We start from the raw sequence: 21,625 nt of genomic DNA on the forward strand, positions 1-21,625 counted from the left end.
GCGTGGTTACATCCAAGTTGAGACGTATTTCAAGGCATAAATAAGTTGCTGTTTTGATGTAATTTTATGTCCAGCACTCCGGGCTTCATGCAAGCCAGAAAAGATGTAAATAAATCCGAACAGGTAAAAAACCTGTTCACAACCACTTATATTTCATCAAGTTATACCCAAAACAAGACCACCCCGCCGTCACCTTGCAGCATGCTGACTTTACAGCAGGCCTAAATGCTAATTTTCCCCGAATTTGCAAAGCAGAAGATCTTGGCTAACAGCAGAGTGTGTTGTGCTGTTGAATAAAAATGTGGCCGCGTCTCAGGGTGTAACAGGCAAAATCAGCGCTTTTCGTTCAGACTTGTTGGGAACCTCTTCACGACTCAGGGGAAAACCTATGCGCTGGCGCAAGACCAAACAAAGTACCAACATTGATGACAGACGCGGTCAGGGGCCAGCTAACTCCGGGATGGCGGTTGCGGGATTGCTGCGTTTTCTCCCTTTTTTGCTCAAAACCAAAGTGGGGAAACTGATTCTGGTCGTGGGCGGGATCTACCTGGCTTACCAGTATTTTACCGGCGGGGCCGGCATGATGGATGTGCAGCCCGGTTCCGCTCCTGGTTCAGGAACCATGCAGCAACAGGAAGGCGCACAAACCGGTGGCTTACCAGCCAGTGACGAAGACGCCCAGTTTGTTGCGGCGATTCTGGGCACCACTGAAACTGTCTGGAGCAAACTGCTCGACGGCCAGTATCCCGAACCCCAACTGGTGCTGTACAACAATATCACCCAGACCGGCTGTGGCATGGGTCAGGCGCAGTCCGGGCCATTTTATTGTCCGGCAGATAGCAAGGTTTATCTGGATCTCAGCTTCATGGATGAGCTGAAAAAATTGGGGGCACCCGGCGATTTCGCGTTTGCCTATGTCATCGCGCACGAGGTAGGTCATCATGTGCAAAATGTGCTGGGTACCAACAAGCAGGTCGCCCAGATGCAACAGCAAGCCAGCGAGACCGATGCCAATCGCCTGAGCGTGATGCTTGAACTTCAGGCCGACTGCTACGCCGGGGTTTGGGGCTATTATGTGCACAATGACATGCAACTGCTCGAGCCGGGCGATATTGAGGAGGGACTGAAAGCCGCCAGTTCCGTCGGTGACGACAGGCTGCAGGAAATGGCAGGTCAGGCCGTACAGCCAGACGCCTTTACCCATGGGACGTCTGAGCAGCGGGCCAGCTGGTTTCGCAAAGGGTTCGAATCTGGCAATCCTAAAGACTGCGACACCTTCCAGAACCTGCAATAATTCTGATCCAGGGTCAGCGCAGCGCTGGCCCTGAAAAATCAGCCCAGTCCCTAACTCCTGCTTGCCATTTCATGGTTTGAGCATACACTTTGCTTCCTGTTGTTCAGGAGGCAATGATGACAGATCACTTTACCGGCCAATTCGAAGTAGAGCTTAAATTTCGCGTTTCATCACACCAGCCACTGATTCAGCAACTTCAGGCACGTCACGCCGAATGTTTTGTCGAGAAGAATCAGGAAACCGATTACTTCTATGAATGTAAAGACAGTCGTCTGGCAACGGCCGGGATCAGTATGAGTGTGCGTGTGATGTCCCCGTCGGGCATTCAGCTGTGGATCGTCAAAGGCCCGGCACCAGACAAGTGCGAAGCCGTCAATATCACCTCTGCCAACACAACCCGTAACATGCTTGAGACATTGGGCTATACCCATCAGCAAACACTCGAGAAAACACGCAGCATTTATTTTCTGGGTGATTTCCACATCACGCTGGATACGATAGCCGGTCTTGGCGACTTTGCAGAAATAGCCGTCATGACAGATGACAGCCAGTTACTATCGTCACTGAGGCAGCAATGTCTGGAATTGGCGGCATCTTTTGGCTTACAAACCAGTCAATTGGTCGATCGCTCGTATCGAGAGTTGCTGAACAACTGATGCGAATGTGATCAGTTACACGAAAATTTTGTCCATCCATGCTGGATGATGTCTCTCAGAGCTAGGTTTTTGAAATGCTATGATAGACTATGACGCTCGTCGCTTTTTTTGAGGAAGTATGGCAAATCATATGCAACTGCTGAATCAGGCCCAAACACTCTGTGATAAACGTGGAGTCCGGCTGACCCCGCAACGCCAGAAAGTACTGGAGCTGATTGTTGAGCGTCAGAGTTCTATCAGTGCCTACGAGCTGCTTGATTTGCTTCGGGAAACTGAACCTCAGGCCAAGCCTCCCACTGTGTATCGCGCACTCGATTTTTTGCTGGCCCAGGGCTTTGTCCATAAGGTCGAGTCCACAAACAGCTATATCGCCTGCAATCTGCTGGATCATGCCTCTCATTGTTCACAGCTGTTAATTTGCGATGAATGCAGTCATGTGGAGGAATGTCACGACGATGAACTGGCTAAAATGCTAAAACTAAAGGCACAACAACAAGGCTTTCAGATTTCTCACCATGTGGTGGAAAGCCACGGTGTGTGCCAAGCATGCCAACATAAGAAGTAGTCCGTTTCTGAACAACAACAAGGCAATCCAGATCCTATGCGAGCAGAATTTGTAAACCCGTTTCTGGCCTCTCTGCTGAATGTGCTCAAGACCATGGCGTCAATGGAGCTGGCCCCGCAAAAACCTCTGCTGAAAAAAGATGAAGTCGCCCGCGGTGATGTCTCCGGCCTGATTGGTATGATCGGCCCGCAGACCAGAGGCTCGATGTCCATTACCTTTGATGAAGGCCTGGCGCTGGAAATCATGCAACGCATGCTGGGCGAGCGGCCCAATGGCATCAATGATGAAGTCACCGATATGGTTGGCGAGATCACCAATATGGTCACCGGTGGCGCGAAACGTATGCTGTCTGAGAAAGGCTATGATTTTGAAATGGCCACGCCCGCTGTTGTGTCAGGCCGCGGCCACACCATCACGCACAAGAGCGAAGGGGCGATCATCATCATGCCGTTTGAATCTGAATACGGCAAAGCTTTCATCGAAATCAGCTTCGACCGCTAACGCATTCACCCATCACCTCTTTTTCTGCTGGCCAGTGCAAACTGGCCTGACCTATTGCCGTGACCTTGCTAGTTTCTTTCACCCTTTTTGCATAAATAACGCATAAAGCATTGCCCCGCCTTCCGGTTACGATCTAGACTGGAAATGCTGTTTAGGCATCTACTCACCTATAAAGATACCTGTTAATAGCATTCGTGTTGCCTGCCTTCGGGTAACGCAAGGAATAGATTACAAAGGAAAGATCGTCAAATGAGCAAACTGACAGGAACCGTTAAATGGTTCAACGATGATAAAGGTTTTGGTTTTATCTCTGCTGCTGATGGCAAAGATGTTTTTGTTCACTTCAGCGCCATCCAGGCTCAGGGTCGCCGTACTCTGAGAGAAGGCCAAAACGTTGAGTTTATCGTTACAGACGGCCAGAAAGGCCCACAAGCCAGCGAAGTGGTCGCCCTGTCTTAACCGTAAGGCATCGCGCAACTAAGAAAAACGCCGCAAAAGCGGCGTTTTATCATTTCAGGCTGACGGCAGAATTACTGACGCCATTGCTTGAAGGTATTGATCAGGCCATTGGTCGAACTGTCATGGCTGCTCACTGGTGCATTGTCTGCCAGCTCCGGCAGAATTTGATTGGCCAGCTGTTTACCCAGCTCAACGCCCCACTGATCAAAGCTGTAGATATTCCAAATCACGCCCTGGGTGAAGATCTTATGCTCATACATCGCAATCAGTGCGCCCAGAGTATACGGCGTGACTTGCTTGACCAGAATGGAGTTGGTCGGACGGTTCCCCTCGAACACTTTGAAAGGCACCAGCTCTGCGGCTTCTTCCGGTGTTTTACCTGCCGCGGCGAACTCGGCTTCAACCTGCGCGCGGGTTTTACCAAATGCCAGCGCTTCAGTCTGGGCAAAGAAGTTTGCCATCAGTTTCGGGTGGTGGTCACCCAGCTGATTGTGGCTGATTGCCGGGGCAATAAAGTCACATGGGATCAGCTTCGTGCCCTGATGGATCAACTGATAAAACGCGTGCTGGCCGTTGGTGCCCGGCTCACCCCAGATAATCGGACCGGTCTGATAATCCACAGGATTACCGCCACGGTCGACATACTTACCGTTCGATTCCATGTTGCCTTGCTGGAAGTACGCCGCAAAACGGTGCATGTACTGATCGTAAGGCAGAATGGCTTCGGATTCGGCACCGAAGAAGTTGTTATACCACAGGCCAATCAACGCCAGAATGACCGGCAGGTTCTCGCTCAGCGGCGCTTGAGCAAAATGCTGATCCATCGCATGGGCACCGGCCAGCAGCTCTTCGAAACGCTCGTAACCCACAGCCAGGCAGATAGACAAACCAATCGCTGACCACAGAGAATAACGGCCGCCGACCCAGTCCCAGAATTCGAACATATTGGCGGTATCAATACCAAAGGCAGACACCGCATCAGCATTGGTCGACAGGGCCGCGAAGTGCTTCGCCACATGCGCCTGATCTTGAGCTTCAGCCAGGAACCAGTCACGCGCCGAATGGGCGTTGGTCATGGTTTCCTGAGTGGTGAAGGTTTTTGACGCCACCAGGAACAGGGTCGTTGCCGGGTTCAGCCCCTTGAGGGTTTCGGCAATATGAGTGCCGTCCACGTTAGAAACAAAATGCAGGTTAAGACGGGTTTTGTACGGCGCCAGTGCTTCCGACACCATATAAGGCCCCAGATCAGAACCACCGATGCCGATATTAACCACATCGGTAATCGCTTCGCCTGTGTATCCTTTCCAGTCGCCGCTGATGATACGGTCGGAGAACTGCTTCATTTTTGCCAGCACGGCGTTCACATGCGGCATCACGTCTTCGCCGTCCACCAGCACAGGTGTATTGCTGCGGTTACGCAGCGCAACGTGCAGTACGGCGCGATCTTCTGTGCGGTTAATTTTCTCACCGCTGAACATCGCGGCGATGGCGGTTTTCAGCTCTGTCTGTTCGGCCAGATCAAACAACTTCGCCAGCGTGTCTTCCGTGATCAGGTTCTTTGAATAATCCAGCAGGATATCGTTGCCGAACGCCGCGGAAAACGTCTCGAAACGTGATGCGTCTTTAGCAAACAGCTCGCTGAGCTGAAAATCCTGCGCCTGTTCAAAATGGGCAGTCAGTGCCTGCCAGGCAGTTGTTTGCGTGGGGTTAATGTTTTTCAACATAATGACGTTCCTGATGTGTTATTTTTTCACGACAGCACAACCGGTAGCGCTGCGGTGAATGTCCAATTCTACGGCGTTTGCACAGCCAAACTGGCCATAAGCATGGCGACATTTTGGTAATTTTACAACTTATTGTTAATTATGCCGCCGCCACCGCCCTACCTGCCTTGCGCCAGGTCACGCTTTCAGTGAATCGTGTGCAGCCGCTAAACTATAGGAAATTATCCTGTAGCCTGAAAGAAATAAAGAGGGAAAAGCGACATCTAACAGCTGAGACAGAAGCATTCAGCGTCACCTTGACCTGATTTTCTGCCCATGACTGATGAAATTGAACAACAGATGAACCATGATTCTGCCGGAACACTAACCCACTGAATCCACCGACCGGCCTTGTCAGAGAGCCAGCCATGGCGTTTATTCATCTGTTTGTTGCCACAGAACCAATTACTTTTCCAAAAAGATACTTGATAAAAAGATTTATCAGACTTATCTTTAGCCACATATCTTCAATAAAAGATACTTTCATAAAAGCTATCTACTGACTATCACTGCGTGGGTCCACAGCAATCACAAAAGGATAAGAACCATGAAACTCAGCATTATTTCAGGCAGTCACCGTCAAGAGTCATACAGTGCGAAAGCAGCAACATATCTGCAGCACCTTGCTTACAGTGAAGGGTTCCGGGAGGTCGATGTGTTCGATCTGAGCGTCCTTGATTTTCCACTGTGGAATGACGGCGTCTGGCGTGGTAGCGAGGAATGGAGCGAATGGAGGCAGCTCGCCGACGATCTGAAAACATCGGATGCCATCGTACTGATCACGCCTGAATGGCATGGCATGGCAACCCCTGCGCTGAAGAATTTCCTGTTGCTGTGCACCTCGGCTGAACTGGGCCATAAACCCGTGCTGCTGGCCAGTGTTTCAGCCAGCGTGAACGGGGTCTACCCCATCAGTGAGCTGCGCATGACGGGGAGTAAAAATAACCACGCCTGTTTTATTCCGGATCATCTGATCTTCCGCGATTGCGAAACCCTGCTGTCTGCCGACAAGGCCGTCAGTGATGAGCGCTTCCACGCCCGGGCGACATATACTGTTCAATCCCTGGCGGCCTATGCCAGAGCCTTAGGCCCGGTACGGGAAGCGCTGCAACAGGGGATGAAAGATTTCCCGTTCGGCATGTAACAGTCCGTATCCTGACCCTGCCGGTCATGGCAAGGCCAACACCCAAGACGGCACTTACTCAGGTTTAATCACCACACAGGCCGTCTGTTTCTGGCGGCCAAAACCGAGGATCTGGCTCAGCCCGGCTTTATTGAGCGGAATATGCGCACGATGGCTGCTGTCGGCCTTGTCTTCGGCAAAGGGATCATGAAAGAAAAAGAATTGCTCGCTGACGCCGCTCAGCACAATCCAGTGCGGCTCTTTACAGCCGTTAAAACGGTAGGTACTGATCAGCATCAGCAGGCAGCAGCCCTGTTTCAGCCACTCTTCAATCTGACTGACCGCCGGCATGGCATCCACCACAGGTACACCTGCCTCATCCAGCTGCTGGCAAAAATCCTGATGGACCAGCTCAATGATGTCCTTTTTCTTAGGATCGCGCACACTGTCGATAAAAGGTGTGGAGAGTGACTGCGCCCACAATTCCACCTTGCATCCGCGTCTGTATGCCGCCAGCGCCAGGCCCTGCCCGCTGCACCCGCCGTGGCCCGATGCCATGAAGATGGTGGTGGCTTCGCGCCACAGTTGCATTTCCAGCTGGCGACTGGGCTGAAATTCAGCATCCAGATAAGACAGACTCATCATTAAACATGCCGGGCCACAGGTGAATGGCGTGGTTTGCACATACAAAGGAAGCGGTAGCAAATGCTTCGCTTCCATAGGGCTCAGACGTTTTTGCATCCTGACGCCATCGGCCAGATCATCGTAATAATGGATTAAAATTTTTAATGGTTTATAACCGCATTTTTCATAAAGATTTCGCGCCGCGACATTGTCATTACGCACTTCCAGCCTTAATGTATTGAAACCGTTTTCCAGCGCCGCCGCTTCACAGGCAGACAATAACTGCTGAGCAATGTGTCTGCCTCGATAAACGGGATCGACGGCAAGGGAATACAACCGCGCCAGCTGGGTACCCCGGTGAAATAACACCAATCCATAGCCAGCGATACGGCCTTCATCTTCCGCGACATACAGCACGCTCTGGGGTGATTTAATAAACCGCCGCATCTGACGAGGTGAAATTCGATCCCCGTCAAAAAGCTGAGCCTCCAGAGCATTTAAACTATCTAGATCATAAAGCTGTGCAATACGGACTATCATGGACTTATTCACGCTTGAGTGGACTAGTTCGATTTAATCCCAAAATTAGCCGTAAGGCTATAGGTGAAGAAAAAGATGACAAAAGTCCTCATTATTACCGACAACGACAGTGACTGGCGGCAGTACTTTCCCTCTGACAGGGTTGTCACTGTCGATACCTATTTGCAGCAGGGCGCGTTTTGTGAAAACAAAGCCACTCAGGTCATTAACCTGTGCCGCGACTACGGCTACATGAGCAGCGGTTATTACTGCTCATTGATGGCCGAAGCCCGCGGGCACAGGGTGATTCCCCGGGTGATGACGATTAATGACTTGTCTCAGCCCTTCCTGTTGTCGGTACCGTCAGACCAGCTGGAAAAAGCCTTTGCGCACCAGTTGCAGTCATCTGGGGATCAGCTCGAAGAAAAAATATACTTTGGCCAGTCCAAAGTGCCCGGCTTTGAAAAAATGGCGCGCCGCCTGTTCGAGCACTTCATGGTGCCTGTGATTAAAGTGGTGATCCGCCGCTCCGATTCGCACTGGCAGGTGGATCAGATCACGCCGTTCCCGTTTCAGGATTTAACGGATCCTGAGCAAGATTTGTTTGCCGAGGCATTGGAACGTTTTTCCAACAAGGTATGGCGATCACCCAAGCCCAATAAGAATGCGCGCTACGATCTGGCCTTGCTGGTCGATCCGAACGAAAAGATGCCGCCGTCAGACAGCACGGCACTGCACAATTTTAAGAAAGCCGCCAAGCGTCTGGGCATGCGGCTGCAGCCTATTACGCCGGATGATCTTTCCCGACTGGGCGAATTTGACGGTCTGTTCATTCGTGCCACCACCAATATCGGTAACTTCACTTACCGTTTTGCCAAAACGGCGGAGAAGCTGGGCCTAGTCGTGATGGACGATCCGGAATCCATCATGAAATGCACCAATAAGGTGTTTCTCACCGAATTGCTGCGGTTGCACAAAGTCCCGACCCCGAAGAGTGTGGTGCTGAAAAGCTTCGATCCGAACTGGCTTGAGCAGGCCGAAAATGACATAGGTTTTCCTATGGTGCTGAAAGTGCCGGACGGTGCATTTTCCGTCGGTGTGGTCAAAGTCAAAAACCGGGAAGAACTGCTGACCCAAATGGATACCCTGTTTGCACGCAGTACACTGATTCTGGCGCAGGAATTTCTGCCGACCGATTTTGACTGGCGAATTGGTATTCTCAACCGTCAGCCACTGTTTGCCTGCAAATACTATATGAGCCGTGGCCACTGGCAGATATACCAGCACCACAACAGCGGCCGGGTCACCTCGGGCGGCTTTGAAACCCTGGATTTAAAACAGGTGCCGAAGAACGTGATTGATGTCGCGCTCAAAGCGGCCAACCAGATTGGCTCCGGCTTGTACGGCGTCGATCTGAAGGAAGTCAATGGTCAGGTGGTGGTGATTGAAGTGAACGACAATCCGAGCATCGATCATAAAGTCGAAGATGCCTTCCTCGGCGATCTGCTCTACGACCGGGTGATGACAGAATTTCTGCGCCGCATTCAGCTGCGTGGATTTTGAATCTGAGCCCCAGTAACCCCCCGCCTAGCCTCCCCCTTCAAAAGGGGGAGGAACTGATTGAGTTTGCTGCGAGTCTTGCGTTTTCCCTCCCCTTGGCAAGGGGAGGGTCAGGGTGGGGTTCGTACGACGGACATAGATTTGGCGTTGGTGCCCGGTAACCCCCACCTAGCCTCCCCCTTCACAAGGAGGACGAACAGCAAAAGCACCGCTCTCAGAATGGCTGATTCACCATGACATTAAAGCTGCTTTGCTCTTCGCCCCAGGCCATTTCAGCCCGTACCACCACCCCTTCCACCTGAAAGCGCACTGCGCCGCCGGCACTCCAGCGCATGTTCTGGTTTAATTCAGCAAGATCAAACTCGTCTGCCACCCGGCCCAGATCGGTAAACAGCACCCATTGCCACCAAGGGACATCGTACCAATCGAACACCGGCCAACCGCTCAGCGGTTGCCACTCGGGCATGACCCGGTATTCCATGCTGTAGCTGAGCGCACTGCGATCAGAAAAACGTCCGCCGGGATAGCTGCGCAGGCGAAACAGCCCGCCCAGACTGGCGCGGGCAAACTCCGGTGGCCGGTGATAACGGGTTTGCCCATTGACCTGCTCACTCTGATTCCAGCTCGGCACATCCGACACATAGGCATTGAAGGCGATCACCTGTTGATCAAACCAATCGCCGGCAGGCCCGATATCCCAGAACCAGCTCTGGCTCAGCTCCCACTGCCACCAGCTCTCCCGATCGCTGCCACCGGGATCTGTGGTCACCGTCAGCAGGCTGTGCGATCCCTGGCTCGGGTTATGTTCACTGTTGAGGTTATCCCATTCCAGACGGGTTTCCAGCGCCCAAACCTCGTCCGTATCGGCAAATTCCGTGTCCGGCAAAGGCGGGGAATCGTGAAAGCGGCGGCTCTGATAATAAGGGCGAAATTCAAGAGAAGTGATCCCGCTTTGCCACGGGGTACTGCCGGTCAGTGGCCGCTCCAGCGCCAGGGCAGCCAGTGGATTGGCCGTTGCAGAGCCCAATGGAAAAATATAGCGGGCAAACACCCGGTATCTGGCATCATAGGCATTCGCGTTAAAGGCATCGAGCGCAGTGGAATCATTACTGGCCGCTTCACCGAGATAAAAATCGGTCTGCTGAAAATCGGCGTTGTAGATCTCGGCACCGAACAGCCAGCGGCTGTCGTTGCTCACCCGAAAATTATCGCCGCGCATGTAAGTCAGCCAGGTGCCCTTGTTTCCTTTCAGACCAGCCCCGAAGAGTGAAGCCTGCGGCTGAAAAGCACCTTTGATCACCCCGGCCATGCCGACAGCAAAACCAATATTGTCGGTATAAAAGGCAAAAGGCACCACGGCATAATCTTTTGCCCAGCTCAGCTCGCCATCATCTTCATATTGGCCGGTATTGATGATGACACCATCATCCGCGGCATAAATACCAGACGAAAACAAACAAGCCGCAGCAATCGCCGCGGCCTGTCGTAATACACCTTGCAGAAGTCTGAAATGACGGTGACGCTCAATGTGACCCCAAGTCATCCGGCTCACCCTCACCGGTACGCCATCGACACGCGCGATGTCAGCTTGGTGACCAGCTCGTACGCGATCGTACCGACATGTTCGGCGATCACCTCAGCAGGTAATCCCTGTCCCCAGAGAATAGCTTCATCACCGACTTGATCCGAGGCATCCGGACCCAGATCAACTGTCAGCATGTCCATTGAGACCCGTCCCGCAATCGGCACCAGTCGGCCATTGATCAGTACAGGCGTTCCATTCGGCGCGGTGCGCGGATAACCGTCGCCATAACCGATGGCCACCACACCGACTTTAGTATCCCGCTCGCTGACCCAGGAGCCGCCGTAACCGACCGCTTCTCCTTGCTTGACCGTCCGCACGGCAATCACACTGGAGGTCAGTGTCATCACAGGCTGCATGCCATAGGCCTCGGCAGAATGCGCCTTATCCGCGAACGGCGAGATACCGTACATAATAATCCCGGGCCGAATCCACTCCAGGTGGCTGTCCGGCCAGGCCAGAATACCGGCGGAATTGGCCAGAGAGCGCTCCCCCCGGCAACCTTGTGTCAGGGACATAAAAGTCTGAATCTGGCTGTCTGTCACCGGGCTGTCCAGCTCATCGGCACAGGCAAAATGGCTCATATAGCGCAGTGGCTGTGCGACATTCGGGCTGGCATGCAAACGATCGACAAATGGCTGAAACTCTTCAGGCCGGACGCCCAGACGGTGCATTCCGCTGTCAATTTTCAGCCAGACTTTCACCGGCATCTCCAGCGTTGCCTGCTCCAGCGCCTCCAGCTGCTCTATGGTGTGAACCACAGTCTGAATATTATTGGTCACCAGTACAGGCAAATCCGAGGGCGAGTAAAAGCCTTCCATCAGGAGAATTGGCTTAACCACGCCGCAGGCACGCAATGACAGGGCTTCTTCGATTCGCGCAACACCAAAGCCGTCTGCATCCGGCAGACCGGCCGCGACCTGCTCCAGACCGTGTCCGTAACCATTGGCTTTAACCATGGCGAGCAACTTGCAGCCGGGCGCCTGTTGTCTGATCAGACGCATATTCTGGCGCAAAGCCCGGGTATCAATATAGGCGGTCGCTGCTTTCATTCATTATCCTGCTACTGGATTCACACTAATACTCATCATCAAAAGCCGGTCCGGCATAATTATCAAAGCGGGAAAACTGCCCCTGGAACGTCAGGCGCACGCTACCAATCGGGCCGTTACGCTGCTTACCTATGATGATTTCTGCAATGCCTTTCAGTGCACTGTCTTCGTGATATACCTCATCACGGTAGATGAACATGATCAAGTCCGCATCCTGCTCGATGGCACCGGATTCACGCAAGTCCGAGTTCACCGGGCGCTTATCGGCCCGCTGCTCGAGCGAGCGGTTCAGCTGAGACAGCGCGACGACAGGCACATTCAGCTCTTTCGCCAGAGCTTTGAGCGAGCGGGAAATCTCGGCAATTTCCAGCGTCCGGTTATCCTGCAAGCCAGGGACCCGCATCAGCTGCAGGTAGTCGACCATGATCATGCTCAGACCGCCATGTTCACGGGCAATCCGGCGGGCACGCGAGCGCACATCGGTCGGCGTCAGGCCAGAACTGTCATCAATGTACATGTTCTTCTTTTCCATCAGGATGCCCATGGTCGACGAAATACGCGCCCAATCTTCATCGTCCAGCTGTCCGGTACGGATCTTGGTCTGGTCCACCCGAGACAGCGACGCCAGCATACGCATCATGATTTGTTCGGCGGGCATCTCCAGCGAGAAAATCAGCACAGGTTTTTCCTGCTCCATCGCCGCGTTCTCACACAGGTTCATCGCGAAGGTCGTTTTACCCATAGACGGACGCGCCGCTACGATAATCAGATCCGAGCCCTGCAGACCTGCAGTTTTCTTATTCAGATCAGTAAAGCCGGTTGAAACCCCGGTGACACCATCCTGAGGCGACTGGTACAACAGCTCAATCCGTTCCAGGGTTTTTTCCAGAATAGTATCGACATTCTGCGGACCTTCATTCTCATTGGTCCGCTGCTCGGCAATGGCAAACACCTTGCTTTCTGCCATATCAAGCAGATCGACGCTGGTTCTGCCCTGCGGGTCATAACCGGCATCGGCAATCTCGTTGGCGACCCCTATCATGTCACGGATCAGCGCACGCTCCCTGACAATCTCCGCATAGGCGGTAATATTGGCCGCAGAAGGGGTGTTCTTGGCGAGCTCGGCCAGATAGGCAAAGCCACCGACATCCTCAAGCTGATCATGCAGCTCAAGACGCTCTGACAGGGTGATCAGATCCAACGGCTGACCAGACTCCAGCAATCCGGCGGCGGACTCAAAAATCATCCGGTGCGGACGGCTGTAAAAATCTCGCGCGACCACTTTTTCTGCAACGCTGTCCCAGCGCTCATTGTCCAGCAACAAGCCGCCAAGTACTGACTGCTCTGCCTCCAGCGAATGAGGCGGCATTTTGAGCGCATCCATCTGGGTGTCTTTTGGACGATTGGGTTTACTTTTCTCTGCCATAACCACTTGCACGTTTGACCTGAATCCGGTCGGTTAGTATACCTGAACATTCCTGCGAGCTGGCAGCCAACCAGACAAAAAAGACCCGGTAAAAACTGCGCTGCCCAATCTTACGGCACTTCAGCAAAATTTATGTCTAATCGCGCAACATCCTGACGATCATCTGACATTTTTCAGCTACACTGCGCCGCCTACACCTTTTCTGCACTTTTTTGTGCTCGCCGTCGTTTCTTGTGTCAGTTGTTGGGAGGGCACGTGGCAAATCAATGCATACTGCTTCCTGTACTGGCATCCGGCCTGCTCATGATGGCTGACGCCAGTGCAGACGAAGTACCCGATCTCCCGCCGATCACCTCGCCCTGGTCCAGTGAACTGGAGCTGGGCTACCAGTCGCTTTCCGGCAACTCGAATACCAAATCGCTCAATACCCGGCTGGGGCTGACCTATGTCAAAGATCAGTTTCGGCAGCAAGTCGAAGCCAAATACCTGCTGGCTGAAGAAGACGGTGAGGAAGAAAAACGCAAAGGCCAGCTCGAATTGCAAAGCGACTTCATCATCAATGAGCGGGCATATGTGCTGGGCAATACCAGCTATATCGACGACAAATACGGCCCCTACTTCAGGGATTTCACTCTGGCCACCGGTATCGGCTACCGGGTGATCCGACTGGAAAGCATGATGATGGAAATTGAAGCCGGCCCGGGTTACCGACATCAGGAACCCAACATCGACGAAATTGACGATGACGACATCATCGTTCCTGAAACCGTGGATGAGCTGATTCTGCGGGGCAGTACCCGCTGGATCTGGAAGCCGTCCAAAGATGTCGAACTGAATGTCCGGCTGACCGGCATCGCCGGTAACAGTAACAGCACGCTGGAAACCCAGGTGTCGCTCACCAGTGCGATTTCAGAACATATCGCCATCAAGCTCAGTAACACGCAGAAGTTCAACAGCTGGGTACCGGACGGGCTGCAAAAGCGCGATGGCACCATGACAATCAACCTGCTATTTCATTACTGAGCAGCGTTATTACTGAGCTGCGCTATCCTGCTGACAGCCTTTCTCCAGACATAAAAAAACCAGCCCTGAGGCTGGTTTTTTTGCAGAAGTGTCGGGGCTGATTACTCAGCAGCAACAACTTCCAGCTTAACTGTTGCAAATACGTCAGAGTGCAGCTGCAGGCTGATCTCATATTCACCAGTAGTGCGCAGAGCACCTTCTGGCAGACGTACTTCGCTTTTCGCGACTTCAACGCCAGCAGCAGTTACTGCATCAGCGATATCACGCGTACCGATTGAACCGAACAGTTTGCCTTCGTCACCCGCTTTAGAAGCAATAACAACAGCTTCCAGAGCGTTAACTTTCTCAGCGCGAGCTTGAGCAGCAGTCAGTTGCTCTGCAACTTTTGCTTCCAGCTCAGCACGACGAGCTTCAAACATTTCAACGTTAGATTTGGTAGCCATAACTGCTTTACCCTGAGGGATCAGGAAGTTACGAGCATAACCAGCTTTAACGCTTACCTGATCACCAAGGCTGCCCAGGTTACCGATTTTATCAAGTAGAATAACTTGCATTATCTTGTCCTCTTAAACTTAATTAAACCGGGCCTATTACTGATGCTTGTCAGTATATGGCAGCAGAGCCAGGTAACGTGAACGCTTGATAGCGCGAGCCAGCTGACGCTGGTACTTAGCGCGAGTACCTGTGATACGGCTTGGTACGATTTTACCAGCTTCAGTGATGTAGTTTTTCAGAGTTGCTACATCTTTGTAGTCAATCTCTTGTACGCCTTCTGCAGTAAAACGGCAGAACTTACGACGACGGAAGAAACGTGCCATGGGCTTATCTCCTGAACTAAATTTTTTCAATATGATCGGCATGCAACACTAACTTACCTATGCCATTCCGGCCGGTTTGCCACGAGATGAATCCCCCGGCTTTAATGTTGCTTCCGACAGCTAAATCATGAGTGAGTACTTGTTGACCTTGACCGCTGACCACCACGTTGATGTAACAGTACACCTGCCGGGTTAAGTCTGCTTCCACCTGGTTGGAACGATGCTCAAGCACAAAATGGCAATGAGGCACGCCCGCAGGGGACTGGCTTCGTTTGGGGTGCTTGGCAATAGTGCCAGACAGCTCCAGACGATTGGTCATGCAAAGATTACTCAGCGTCGGCCATTAGACCTTCAGATTGTGCATCTGCACGATCTTCACGACGTGGGGCACGCTCTTCTTTAGCCTTCATCATTGGAGATGGCTCAGTGATAGCGCCTTTGGTGCGCATGATCATGTTACGGATCACAGCATCGTTGAAGCGGAAGCTTGACTCCAGCTCGTCGACCACAGACTGCTCAGCTTCAACGTTCATCAGAACGTAGTGTGCTTTGTGCAGTTTGTTGATTGGGTAAGCCAGTTGACGACGGCCCCAATCTTCCAGACGGTGGATTTGACCGCCAGAATCTTTGATAGCACCAGTGTAACGCTCGATCATGCCAGCAACTTGCTCGCTTTGATCAGGGTGCACCATAAATACGATTTCGTAATGACGCATGGGTTGCTCCTTACGGATTATTCAGCTTCCCTGTTCAGCTCGGTTATCCTGGGGAAGCAAGGAACGAAAAAATAAAACCGAGAATTTAGGCGCGAGATAGTACAGAATTACACCGCTCAGCGCAACTAAAAGTACGGTGATATCGCCTTGTCCTGACGTTTATTTTCGCCACAGACAGAAATGCCACCCGAGCGGATGGCATTTCGTTTGATTTTGCAGGTATTTTTAGCTTAGCCCTGACGCTGGCGCACCGCTTCAAACAGGCAGATCCCCGTTGCAACAGACACGTTCAGGCTGGAAACCGTGCCTGCCATCGGGATCTTAATCAGATCATCACAGGTTTCACGGGTCAGACGCCGCATCCCTTCCCCTTCCGCGCCCATCACGATGGCCAGCGGCCCGGTCAGTTTGCTTTGATAGAGATCATGCGTCGCTTCCCCGGCAGTACCGACAATCCAAATTCCTTTCTCCTGCAAGGCTCGCATGGTCCGGGCCAGATTGGTCACCCGGATCAGCGGCACCACTTCCGCAGCGCCACAGGCCACTTTAGACGCGGTGGCGTTCAACTGCGCGGCCCTGTCTTTCGGCACGATAATCGCGACCACACCGGCGGCATCGGCATTCCGCAGACATGCGCCCAGGTTATGCGGATCGGTCACACCGTCCAGAATCAACAGCAGCGGATTCTCTTTGCCATCCAACAAGTCGTCGAGATCCTGTTCATTGTACTGCTTGCCCGGCTTGACCCGGGCCACAATCCCCTGATGGCTACCGCCGTCGGCTTTATCGTCCAGTGCTTTACGGCCGGCCTGCTGAATCGTCACCCCTAATCGCTGCAATTCGTTCAGCAGCGGCAATAGACGCTCGTCCTGACGCCCTTTCAGCACAAAGACTTCAATGAAGCGTGCCGGGTCTGAACCCAGCACAGCGCTGACGGCATGAATGCCGAAAATCATATCATTACGCATTACTTATTCTTCTTCGCCGCTCGTTCTTTCTTACCGGCTCTTGGCTTACGCGCCTTCACCGATTTCTTTTTCGCCTTGTCTTTTTTCTTGGCTTTTTTGCCTTTCTTGTCGTCTTCACTGCCAGGTTTGGCGATGACGCCGGCTTTCAGTTGCTGACGGACAGAAGTGCGCTCTTTCTTCGCTTCCGCTTTGTGCTCCTGCTGCGCTTCCCCGTTTTCAACGCGGTACGCTTTCAGGCTCTGACGCTGCAACCCTTCGGCTTTGCGCATCCGTTGCTGCTTCTCCCGGGTCTGGGCGGTTTTACCCGGACGGCGGGCCTTTCTGCCACCACCGACCAGTTCGAAATCAATCTGACGGTCGTTGAGGTTGATCGCTGCGACTTTCACCTGAACCGTATCACCCAGACGGTAAATTTTGCCGGAGGCATCGCCCACCAGGCGCTGACCGATCGGATCATACTGGTAGTAATCGTTATCGAGATTGGAGATATGCACCAGGCCGTCAATATTCAGCTCATTGAGGCGAACAAAGAAGCCAAAGCCAGTGACATTAGCAATCACACCTTCAAACTCATCACCGACATGATCCTGCATGTATTCACACTTCAGCCAGTCAGCCACATCGCGTGTGGCATCATCGGCGCGACGCTCTGTCATGGAACATTGCTCACCCAGCACATCCATATCATCAAAGGAATAGTGGTAGCCGCCGGTTGGTGTCCAGCGATCTTTGTTGGTGCCGTTCTCTTTGGCTATCAAGTATTTAATGGCACGATGCAGGGCCAGATCTGGATAGCGGCGAATCGGTGACGTAAAGTGCGCATACGAGTTTAGTGCCAGGCCAAAGTGGCCCAGGTTTTCCGCCTGATACACAGCCTGCTTCATGGAGCGCAACAGCATTGTCTGGATCAGTTCTTTGTCCGGACGATCCTGGATCGCCGCGGCCAGATGAGCATAATCACTCGGAGCCGGCTCCAGACCACCGGTCAGATTCAGACCCAGCTCGCCGAGGAAATCCCGAAAGCCCGTCAGGCGCTCTTCACCCGGGGTGTCATGCACCCGGTACAGTGCCGGCTCTTTGGCTTTTTCCACCAGCTTGGCAGAAGCCACGTTCGCCATGATCATACATTCTTCGATGATCTTGTGGGCATCGTTACGCTCTGACGGCACAATACGGTCAATCTTACGGTCCGCATTGAAAATAAACTGGGTTTCCAGCGTTTCAAACTCAATGGCACCGCGCTGCTCGCGCGCAAGCTTCAGCACTTTGTACATGCTGTACAGTTCTTCCAGATGCGGTACCAAAGGCGCATAACGCTGACGCAGCTCCTCGTCTCCTTCCAGCATCTTGCTGACTTTGGTGTACGTCAGACGGGCATGGGAGTTCATCACGGCTTCGTAATGCCGGTAGCCTGACAGTTTACCTGACGCCGAAATGGTCATTTCGCAGACCATACACAGGCGGTCAACCTGAGGGTTGAGCGAGCACAGACCGTTCGACAGCACTTCAGGCAACATAGGGATCACCTGAGCCGGGAAGTAGACCGAGTTACCGCGGTTGATCGCTTCTTTATCCAGCGCGCTGTCAGGACGCACATAGTAACTGACATCCGCAATAGCGACCCATAAACGCCAGCCGCCGGATTTTTTCTTTTCGCAGTACACCGCATCATCGAAATCACGGGCGTCTTCGCCGTCGATAGTCACCAAAGGCAAATCCCGCAGATCAACACGGCCTTTTTTGGCCTCTTCCGGCACTTCTTCTTTCAGTGTCGCGACCTGCTTCTCAACTTCTGCCGGCCAGACATGGGGAATATCATAAGTACGCAGGGCAATTTCAATTTCCATCCCCGGCGCCATGTTCTCGCCCAGCACTTCGATAATTTTACCGACAGCATTGTACTGACGGGTGGCACGCTGGGTGATTTCCACCACCACGACGTTACCCATCCGCGCACCCATTCGGGCATCCTGTGGAATCACAATATCCTGCGAGATCCGTGAATCATCCGGCACAACGAAGCCCATACCGTCTTCAATAAAATAGCGGCCGACAATCTGGCCACTGTATTCCTGCAGCACACGGACAATCCGCCCTTCACGGCGGCCGCGTTTATCTACACCTGCCACCTGCACAAGCACGTAATCGCCATGAATCACACCGCGCATCTGATGAGACGGCAACAACAGGTCATCCTGGCGGGCCATGCCGCTGCCCTCAGGGCGCACAAAGCCAAAGCCGTCTTTATGGCCGATGACATGGCCTTTAATTAAATCCAGTCTTTCCGGCAGTGCGTAACACTGGCGGCGGGTGTACACCAGCTGACCGTCGCGCTCCATGGCGCGCAATCGGCGGCGAAGGCCTTCGTACTGGTCTTCGCCCTGCAATTTCAGCTCGGTAAACAGCTGATCGCGATTAACAGGTGTATTAAAGCCGCGAACCACTTCCAGAATGAATTCACGACTTGGGATTGGGTTTTCGTAGTTTTGAGCTTCCCGCTCGCGGAAAGGATCGACGGGTAAATCAGTTGTACCTTTGGACATAAAATAATCCGTATTGGCAGCCAGATACCCTAAGTATATCCCTGCCATCAATAATTAGTTGGGAGCAGGTCAAATTCCGCTCCAATAAATGAAGATAATATCTGCGTGTGAATCAGTCGCTTACACGCTTTTTTTGTGAGCCTGCCTGACACCGGCAGCTCAAGCAACGCGACAAGTTATATGCCGCTCAGATCACATTCTAAGCGCTAACTGCCTGAAAAGATACCGCAGGCCAAAAATCACCACGGTCAGGGGGAGGTTACCAGAAGCTTTCTCGTCGCTTCGCGCGGGCAATGACATTGGAAGGCATACGCTGCTCTAAATTGCGGCGTAACTGCGTAATCTTTCTGTGCGTCCGGCCGTCAGCCGTCACGGACTGATACAGCCAGCGGTATGCATCTTCGTAATCCAGCGGGCTGCCATAATCATTGAGCAGCAACTCGGCAAGCTGAATACGCGCCGCCAGATGCCCCAGTGCTGCGGCTTCACGCAAATAAGGAATCGCACGTTCCCGGTCCTGCTGCACCAGCGTACCTCGGGCATAATAGCGCCCCAGTTGTTCCAGCGCCGAAGGTAAACCCTGGCGAGCTGCCGTTTCCATGTAATAGAGACCCAGTTCAACGTCACGCGCCACGCACACGCCCCAGGCCAGCATGTCACCATACAAAAACTGATACGCCGGCAATTCGACACGCTCTGCCCGCACTTCAATATCCTGGACCAGCTGACACTCATCAGCCTTGACGCGCTGTAATTGCTGATTGCTTTCAAACAGATGGATCAGTTCTGCCTCTGAATACAAAGGTACAGCATCCCCCACATCTGTGATTGCTTTCGCTGGCATGGCAGCCATTAAAGCGGAAAGCACGATTGCACGCAGCACCATTTCGCTCTCTCTTTACATGAAACACGACAACTGAACTCAACCGCATTTTCTATCAGAGACGATAAAAAACCGGCGATATGAAGCTTATCGACCAAAGGCAAGCAGACTTTAGCCAAAATTTCAGAAAGCGGACAACAAAAAGCCAACCCGAAGGTTGGCTTTTGAGCATCAGGTCAAATCGCTCAGCGATCAGCTTGCGTAAGGATGAACCTTGATGATGGTTTCATTACGATCAGGGCCGGTTGAGATCAGATCGACAGGTACACCGGTCAGCTCTTCCAGACGCGCGATGTAATTCAGTGCCGCCTGCGGTAACTCTTCCAGAGTTTTCACACCGAAGGTATTATCAGACCAGCCTGGCATGGTTTCGTAGATAGGCTCTACGTTTTCAAATGCATCAGCCGCCATTGGAGACACAGTCAGGATCTTACCATCCGGCAGTTTGTAACCGGTACAGATCTTGATTTCTTCCAGACCATCCAGAACATCCAGCTTGGTCAGGCAGAAACCGGACACTGAGTTGATTTGCACGGCACGACGCATAGCAACAGCATCAAACCAGCCACAACGACGCTTACGGCCGGTTGTTGCACCAAACTCGTTCCCTTTCACACCCAGGTGCTCACCAACTGCGTCATCAAGCTCAGTCGGGAACGGGCCAGCACCAACACGTGTGCAGTAGGCTTTGGCGATACCCAGAATGTAACCCAGGTAGCGGGGACCGAAACCAGAACCGGCAGCAACACCGCCAGCAGTGGTGTTCGAAGAAGTCACATACGGATAAGTACCGTGGTCAATGTCCAGCAGTGTGCCTTGGGCACCTTCGAACATGATCTTATCGCCACGCTTACGTGCATCGTCCAGCTCTTGCGTCACATCAATGACCATAGATGTCAGGATGTCCGCCTGTGCCAGCACAGTTTCCAGAACTTCTTCGTAGCTCACAGGCTCAGCATTGTAGTAATGCTCCAGCTGGAAGTTATGGTAAGCCATCACTTCCTTAAGCTTCTCGGCAAATGCTTCTTTATCGAACAAATCGCCAACACGCAGACCACGACGAGCAACTTTATCTTCATAGGCAGGACCGATACCACGGCCAGTCGTACCGATTGCTTTCTTACCACGGGCCAGTTCACGAGCCTGGTCCAGAGCAATGTGATACGGAAGAATTAGCGGACAAGCTTCTGACAGGTATAAACGCTCACGCACTGGAATGCCACGCGCTTCCAGTGGTTCCATTTCTTTCAGCAGAGCATCAGGAGAAAGGACGACACCGTTACCGATAATGCATTTCACGTTGTTACGCAGGATGCCTGAAGGGATTAAGTGCAGGACAGTTTTCTCACCATCTATGACAAGGGTGTGACCTGCGTTGTGACCGCCCTGGTAGCGAACCACATACTGTGCATCTTCAGTCAGCAGATCAACGATCTTGCCTTTACCTTCGTCACCCCACTGGGTGCCGAGAACGACTACATTGTTTGCCATCTTTCTTCGTCTATCAGTAGTTAAAAAAGGATTCTAGCACCTTACAAATTTGCTTGCAG

21 protein-coding genes are annotated in these 21,625 nt (G+C 52.6%); 8 read left to right on the forward strand and 13 right to left on the reverse strand.

All coding sequences use genetic code 11. The annotated features are described in order from the left end of the window. The first annotated feature begins 388 nt into the window (after window positions 1–388). The 5 genes from LN341_RS14055 (at window position 389) to LN341_RS14075 (ending at window position 3,475) form a co-directional block, all read left to right on the forward strand. Window positions 389–1,294: a neutral zinc metallopeptidase gene (locus tag LN341_RS14055; protein ID WP_234203635.1), complete on the forward strand. Its 906-nt coding sequence runs from the start codon at window positions 389–391 to the stop codon at window positions 1,292–1,294. A gap of 113 nt (window positions 1,295–1,407) precedes the next feature. Next, entirely contained in the window at window positions 1,408–1,950 is a 543-nt protein-coding gene (gene cyaB, locus LN341_RS14060; protein WP_234203636.1) for a class IV adenylate cyclase, read from the forward strand. Between the two features lie 118 nt (window positions 1,951–2,068). Next, entirely contained in the window at window positions 2,069–2,515 is a 447-nt protein-coding gene (gene zur, locus LN341_RS14065; RefSeq protein ID WP_027254036.1) for a zinc uptake transcriptional repressor Zur, read from the forward strand. Window positions 2,516–2,551: 36 nt separating this feature from the next. Next, window positions 2,552–3,016 (forward strand): chemotaxis protein CheX, encoded by a 465-nt coding sequence (locus LN341_RS14070; protein WP_046222419.1) that lies wholly within the window; start codon window positions 2,552–2,554, stop codon window positions 3,014–3,016. Between the two features lie 249 nt (window positions 3,017–3,265). Further along, window positions 3,266–3,475 carry a cold-shock protein gene (locus tag LN341_RS14075; RefSeq protein WP_027254038.1) on the forward strand — a complete coding sequence of 70 codons (210 nt, stop codon included), beginning with the start codon at window positions 3,266–3,268 and terminating at the stop codon, window positions 3,473–3,475. Window positions 3,476–3,546: 71 nt separating this feature from the next. Here the strand turns inward: LN341_RS14075 and pgi are convergent, their stop codons facing one another. Continuing rightward, a complete protein-coding gene (gene pgi / locus LN341_RS14080) occupies window positions 3,547–5,199 on the reverse strand; it encodes a glucose-6-phosphate isomerase (RefSeq protein ID WP_234203637.1) in 1,653 nt (550 codons plus the stop codon). Between the two features lie 586 nt (window positions 5,200–5,785). Between pgi and LN341_RS14085 the strand changes: the two genes are divergently transcribed. Next, window positions 5,786–6,382, forward strand: coding sequence for an NADPH-dependent FMN reductase (locus LN341_RS14085; RefSeq protein WP_046222421.1), 597 nt, complete (start codon window positions 5,786–5,788; stop codon window positions 6,380–6,382). Window positions 6,383–6,436: 54 nt separating this feature from the next. Here LN341_RS14085 and LN341_RS14090 read toward each other — a convergent pair whose 3' ends face one another. Continuing rightward, window positions 6,437–7,525 (reverse strand): GNAT family N-acetyltransferase/peptidase C39 family protein, encoded by a 1,089-nt coding sequence (locus tag LN341_RS14090; protein WP_234203638.1) that lies wholly within the window; start codon window positions 7,523–7,525, stop codon window positions 6,437–6,439. A gap of 75 nt (window positions 7,526–7,600) precedes the next feature. On the opposite strand from LN341_RS14090, the gene LN341_RS14095 reads away from it, so the two are divergent. Then, the gene (locus LN341_RS14095) at window positions 7,601–9,067 is read left to right on the forward strand and encodes a RimK family protein (RefSeq protein WP_046222423.1); all 1,467 of its coding nucleotides are present in this window, start codon (window positions 7,601–7,603) and stop codon (window positions 9,065–9,067) included. 211 nt (window positions 9,068–9,278) lie between these two features. Here LN341_RS14095 and LN341_RS14100 read toward each other — a convergent pair whose 3' ends face one another. From LN341_RS14100 to LN341_RS14110, 3 genes are read right to left on the reverse strand one after another with little or no spacing between them, the layout of a single operon-like run. Continuing rightward, window positions 9,279–10,607 carry a BamA/TamA family outer membrane protein gene (locus LN341_RS14100; protein ID WP_234203639.1) on the reverse strand — a complete coding sequence of 443 codons (1,329 nt, stop codon included), beginning with the start codon at window positions 10,605–10,607 and terminating at the stop codon, window positions 9,279–9,281. 11 nt (window positions 10,608–10,618) lie between these two features. After that, window positions 10,619–11,698, reverse strand: a complete 1,080-nt coding sequence (gene alr, locus LN341_RS14105) for an alanine racemase (protein ID WP_234203640.1) — start codon at window positions 11,696–11,698, stop codon at window positions 10,619–10,621. Window positions 11,699–11,723: 25 nt separating this feature from the next. Further along, a complete protein-coding gene (locus LN341_RS14110) occupies window positions 11,724–13,124 on the reverse strand; it encodes a replicative DNA helicase (RefSeq protein ID WP_046222425.1) in 1,401 nt (466 codons plus the stop codon). A 255-nt stretch (window positions 13,125–13,379) separates the two neighbouring features. Here LN341_RS14110 and LN341_RS14115 point away from each other — a divergent pair, with 255 nt between their 5' ends. Then, complete coding sequence (locus LN341_RS14115; RefSeq protein ID WP_234203641.1) at window positions 13,380–14,147, forward strand: YdiY family protein; 768 nt, start codon at window positions 13,380–13,382, stop codon at window positions 14,145–14,147. Between the two features lie 101 nt (window positions 14,148–14,248). Here LN341_RS14115 and rplI read toward each other — a convergent pair whose 3' ends face one another. From rplI to LN341_RS14155, 8 genes are all read right to left on the reverse strand, one after another. Next, window positions 14,249–14,701, reverse strand: coding sequence for a 50S ribosomal protein L9 (gene rplI / locus LN341_RS14120; protein ID WP_046222426.1), 453 nt, complete (start codon window positions 14,699–14,701; stop codon window positions 14,249–14,251). 36 nt (window positions 14,702–14,737) lie between these two features. After that, window positions 14,738–14,965, reverse strand: a complete 228-nt coding sequence (gene rpsR, locus LN341_RS14125) for a 30S ribosomal protein S18 (RefSeq protein WP_002539422.1) — start codon at window positions 14,963–14,965, stop codon at window positions 14,738–14,740. 16 nt (window positions 14,966–14,981) lie between these two features. Further along, window positions 14,982–15,284 carry a primosomal replication protein N gene (gene priB / locus LN341_RS14130; protein ID WP_046222427.1) on the reverse strand — a complete coding sequence of 101 codons (303 nt, stop codon included), beginning with the start codon at window positions 15,282–15,284 and terminating at the stop codon, window positions 14,982–14,984. A gap of 7 nt (window positions 15,285–15,291) precedes the next feature. Then, entirely contained in the window at window positions 15,292–15,681 is a 390-nt protein-coding gene (rpsF, locus tag LN341_RS14135; RefSeq protein ID WP_046222428.1) for a 30S ribosomal protein S6, read from the reverse strand. 230 nt (window positions 15,682–15,911) lie between these two features. After that, window positions 15,912–16,649 (reverse strand): 23S rRNA (guanosine(2251)-2'-O)-methyltransferase RlmB, encoded by a 738-nt coding sequence (gene rlmB, locus LN341_RS14140; protein WP_046222429.1) that lies wholly within the window; start codon window positions 16,647–16,649, stop codon window positions 15,912–15,914. Then, window positions 16,649–19,192, reverse strand: a complete 2,544-nt coding sequence (gene rnr, locus LN341_RS14145) for a ribonuclease R (protein ID WP_234203642.1) — start codon at window positions 19,190–19,192, stop codon at window positions 16,649–16,651. The genes rlmB and rnr overlap by 1 nt, the downstream gene beginning before the upstream one ends. Before the next feature lie 259 nt (window positions 19,193–19,451). Beyond that, window positions 19,452–20,078, reverse strand: coding sequence for a tetratricopeptide repeat protein (locus tag LN341_RS14150; protein ID WP_234203643.1), 627 nt, complete (start codon window positions 20,076–20,078; stop codon window positions 19,452–19,454). A 189-nt stretch (window positions 20,079–20,267) separates the two neighbouring features. Then, window positions 20,268–21,566, reverse strand: a complete 1,299-nt coding sequence (locus tag LN341_RS14155) for an adenylosuccinate synthase (protein WP_046222550.1) — start codon at window positions 21,564–21,566, stop codon at window positions 20,268–20,270. Window positions 21,567–21,625 lie beyond the last annotated feature (59 nt).

Source organism: Photobacterium sp. TLY01 (assembly GCF_021432065.1).
Classification (GTDB): Bacteria; Pseudomonadota; Gammaproteobacteria; order Enterobacterales; family Vibrionaceae; genus Photobacterium; species Photobacterium halotolerans_A.

What these genes read in the sequence shown, in the direction of transcription:
- LN341_RS14055 (WP_234203635.1), top strand. Translation starts at nt 389, where the DNA reads ATGCGCTGGCGCAAGACCAAACAAAGTACCAACATTGATGACAGACGC.
- cyaB (WP_234203636.1), top strand. Translation starts at nt 1,408, where the DNA reads ATGATGACAGATCACTTTACCGGCCAATTCGAAGTAGAGCTTAAATTT.
- zur (WP_027254036.1), top strand. Translation starts at nt 2,069, where the DNA reads ATGGCAAATCATATGCAACTGCTGAATCAGGCCCAAACACTCTGTGAT.
- LN341_RS14070 (WP_046222419.1), top strand. Translation starts at nt 2,552, where the DNA reads ATGCGAGCAGAATTTGTAAACCCGTTTCTGGCCTCTCTGCTGAATGTG.
- LN341_RS14075 (WP_027254038.1), top strand. Translation starts at nt 3,266, where the DNA reads ATGAGCAAACTGACAGGAACCGTTAAATGGTTCAACGATGATAAAGGT.
- pgi (WP_234203637.1), bottom strand. Translation starts at nt 5,199, where the DNA reads ATGTTGAAAAACATTAACCCCACGCAAACAACTGCCTGGCAGGCACTG.
- LN341_RS14085 (WP_046222421.1), top strand. Translation starts at nt 5,786, where the DNA reads ATGAAACTCAGCATTATTTCAGGCAGTCACCGTCAAGAGTCATACAGT.
- LN341_RS14090 (WP_234203638.1), bottom strand. Translation starts at nt 7,525, where the DNA reads ATGATAGTCCGTATTGCACAGCTTTATGATCTAGATAGTTTAAATGCT.
- LN341_RS14095 (WP_046222423.1), top strand. Translation starts at nt 7,601, where the DNA reads ATGACAAAAGTCCTCATTATTACCGACAACGACAGTGACTGGCGGCAG.
- LN341_RS14100 (WP_234203639.1), bottom strand. Translation starts at nt 10,607, where the DNA reads ATGACTTGGGGTCACATTGAGCGTCACCGTCATTTCAGACTTCTGCAA.
- alr (WP_234203640.1), bottom strand. Translation starts at nt 11,698, where the DNA reads ATGAAAGCAGCGACCGCCTATATTGATACCCGGGCTTTGCGCCAGAAT.
- LN341_RS14110 (WP_046222425.1), bottom strand. Translation starts at nt 13,124, where the DNA reads ATGGCAGAGAAAAGTAAACCCAATCGTCCAAAAGACACCCAGATGGAT.
- rplI (WP_046222426.1), bottom strand. Translation starts at nt 14,701, where the DNA reads ATGCAAGTTATTCTACTTGATAAAATCGGTAACCTGGGCAGCCTTGGT.
- rpsR (WP_002539422.1), bottom strand. Translation starts at nt 14,965, where the DNA reads ATGGCACGTTTCTTCCGTCGTCGTAAGTTCTGCCGTTTTACTGCAGAA.
- priB (WP_046222427.1), bottom strand. Translation starts at nt 15,284, where the DNA reads ATGACCAATCGTCTGGAGCTGTCTGGCACTATTGCCAAGCACCCCAAA.
- rpsF (WP_046222428.1), bottom strand. Translation starts at nt 15,681, where the DNA reads ATGCGTCATTACGAAATCGTATTTATGGTGCACCCTGATCAAAGCGAG.
- rlmB (WP_046222429.1), bottom strand. Translation starts at nt 16,649, where the DNA reads ATGCGTAATGATATGATTTTCGGCATTCATGCCGTCAGCGCTGTGCTG.
- rnr (WP_234203642.1), bottom strand. Translation starts at nt 19,192, where the DNA reads ATGTCCAAAGGTACAACTGATTTACCCGTCGATCCTTTCCGCGAGCGG.
- LN341_RS14150 (WP_234203643.1), bottom strand. Translation starts at nt 20,078, where the DNA reads ATGGTGCTGCGTGCAATCGTGCTTTCCGCTTTAATGGCTGCCATGCCA.
- LN341_RS14155 (WP_046222550.1), bottom strand. Translation starts at nt 21,566, where the DNA reads ATGGCAAACAATGTAGTCGTTCTCGGCACCCAGTGGGGTGACGAAGGT.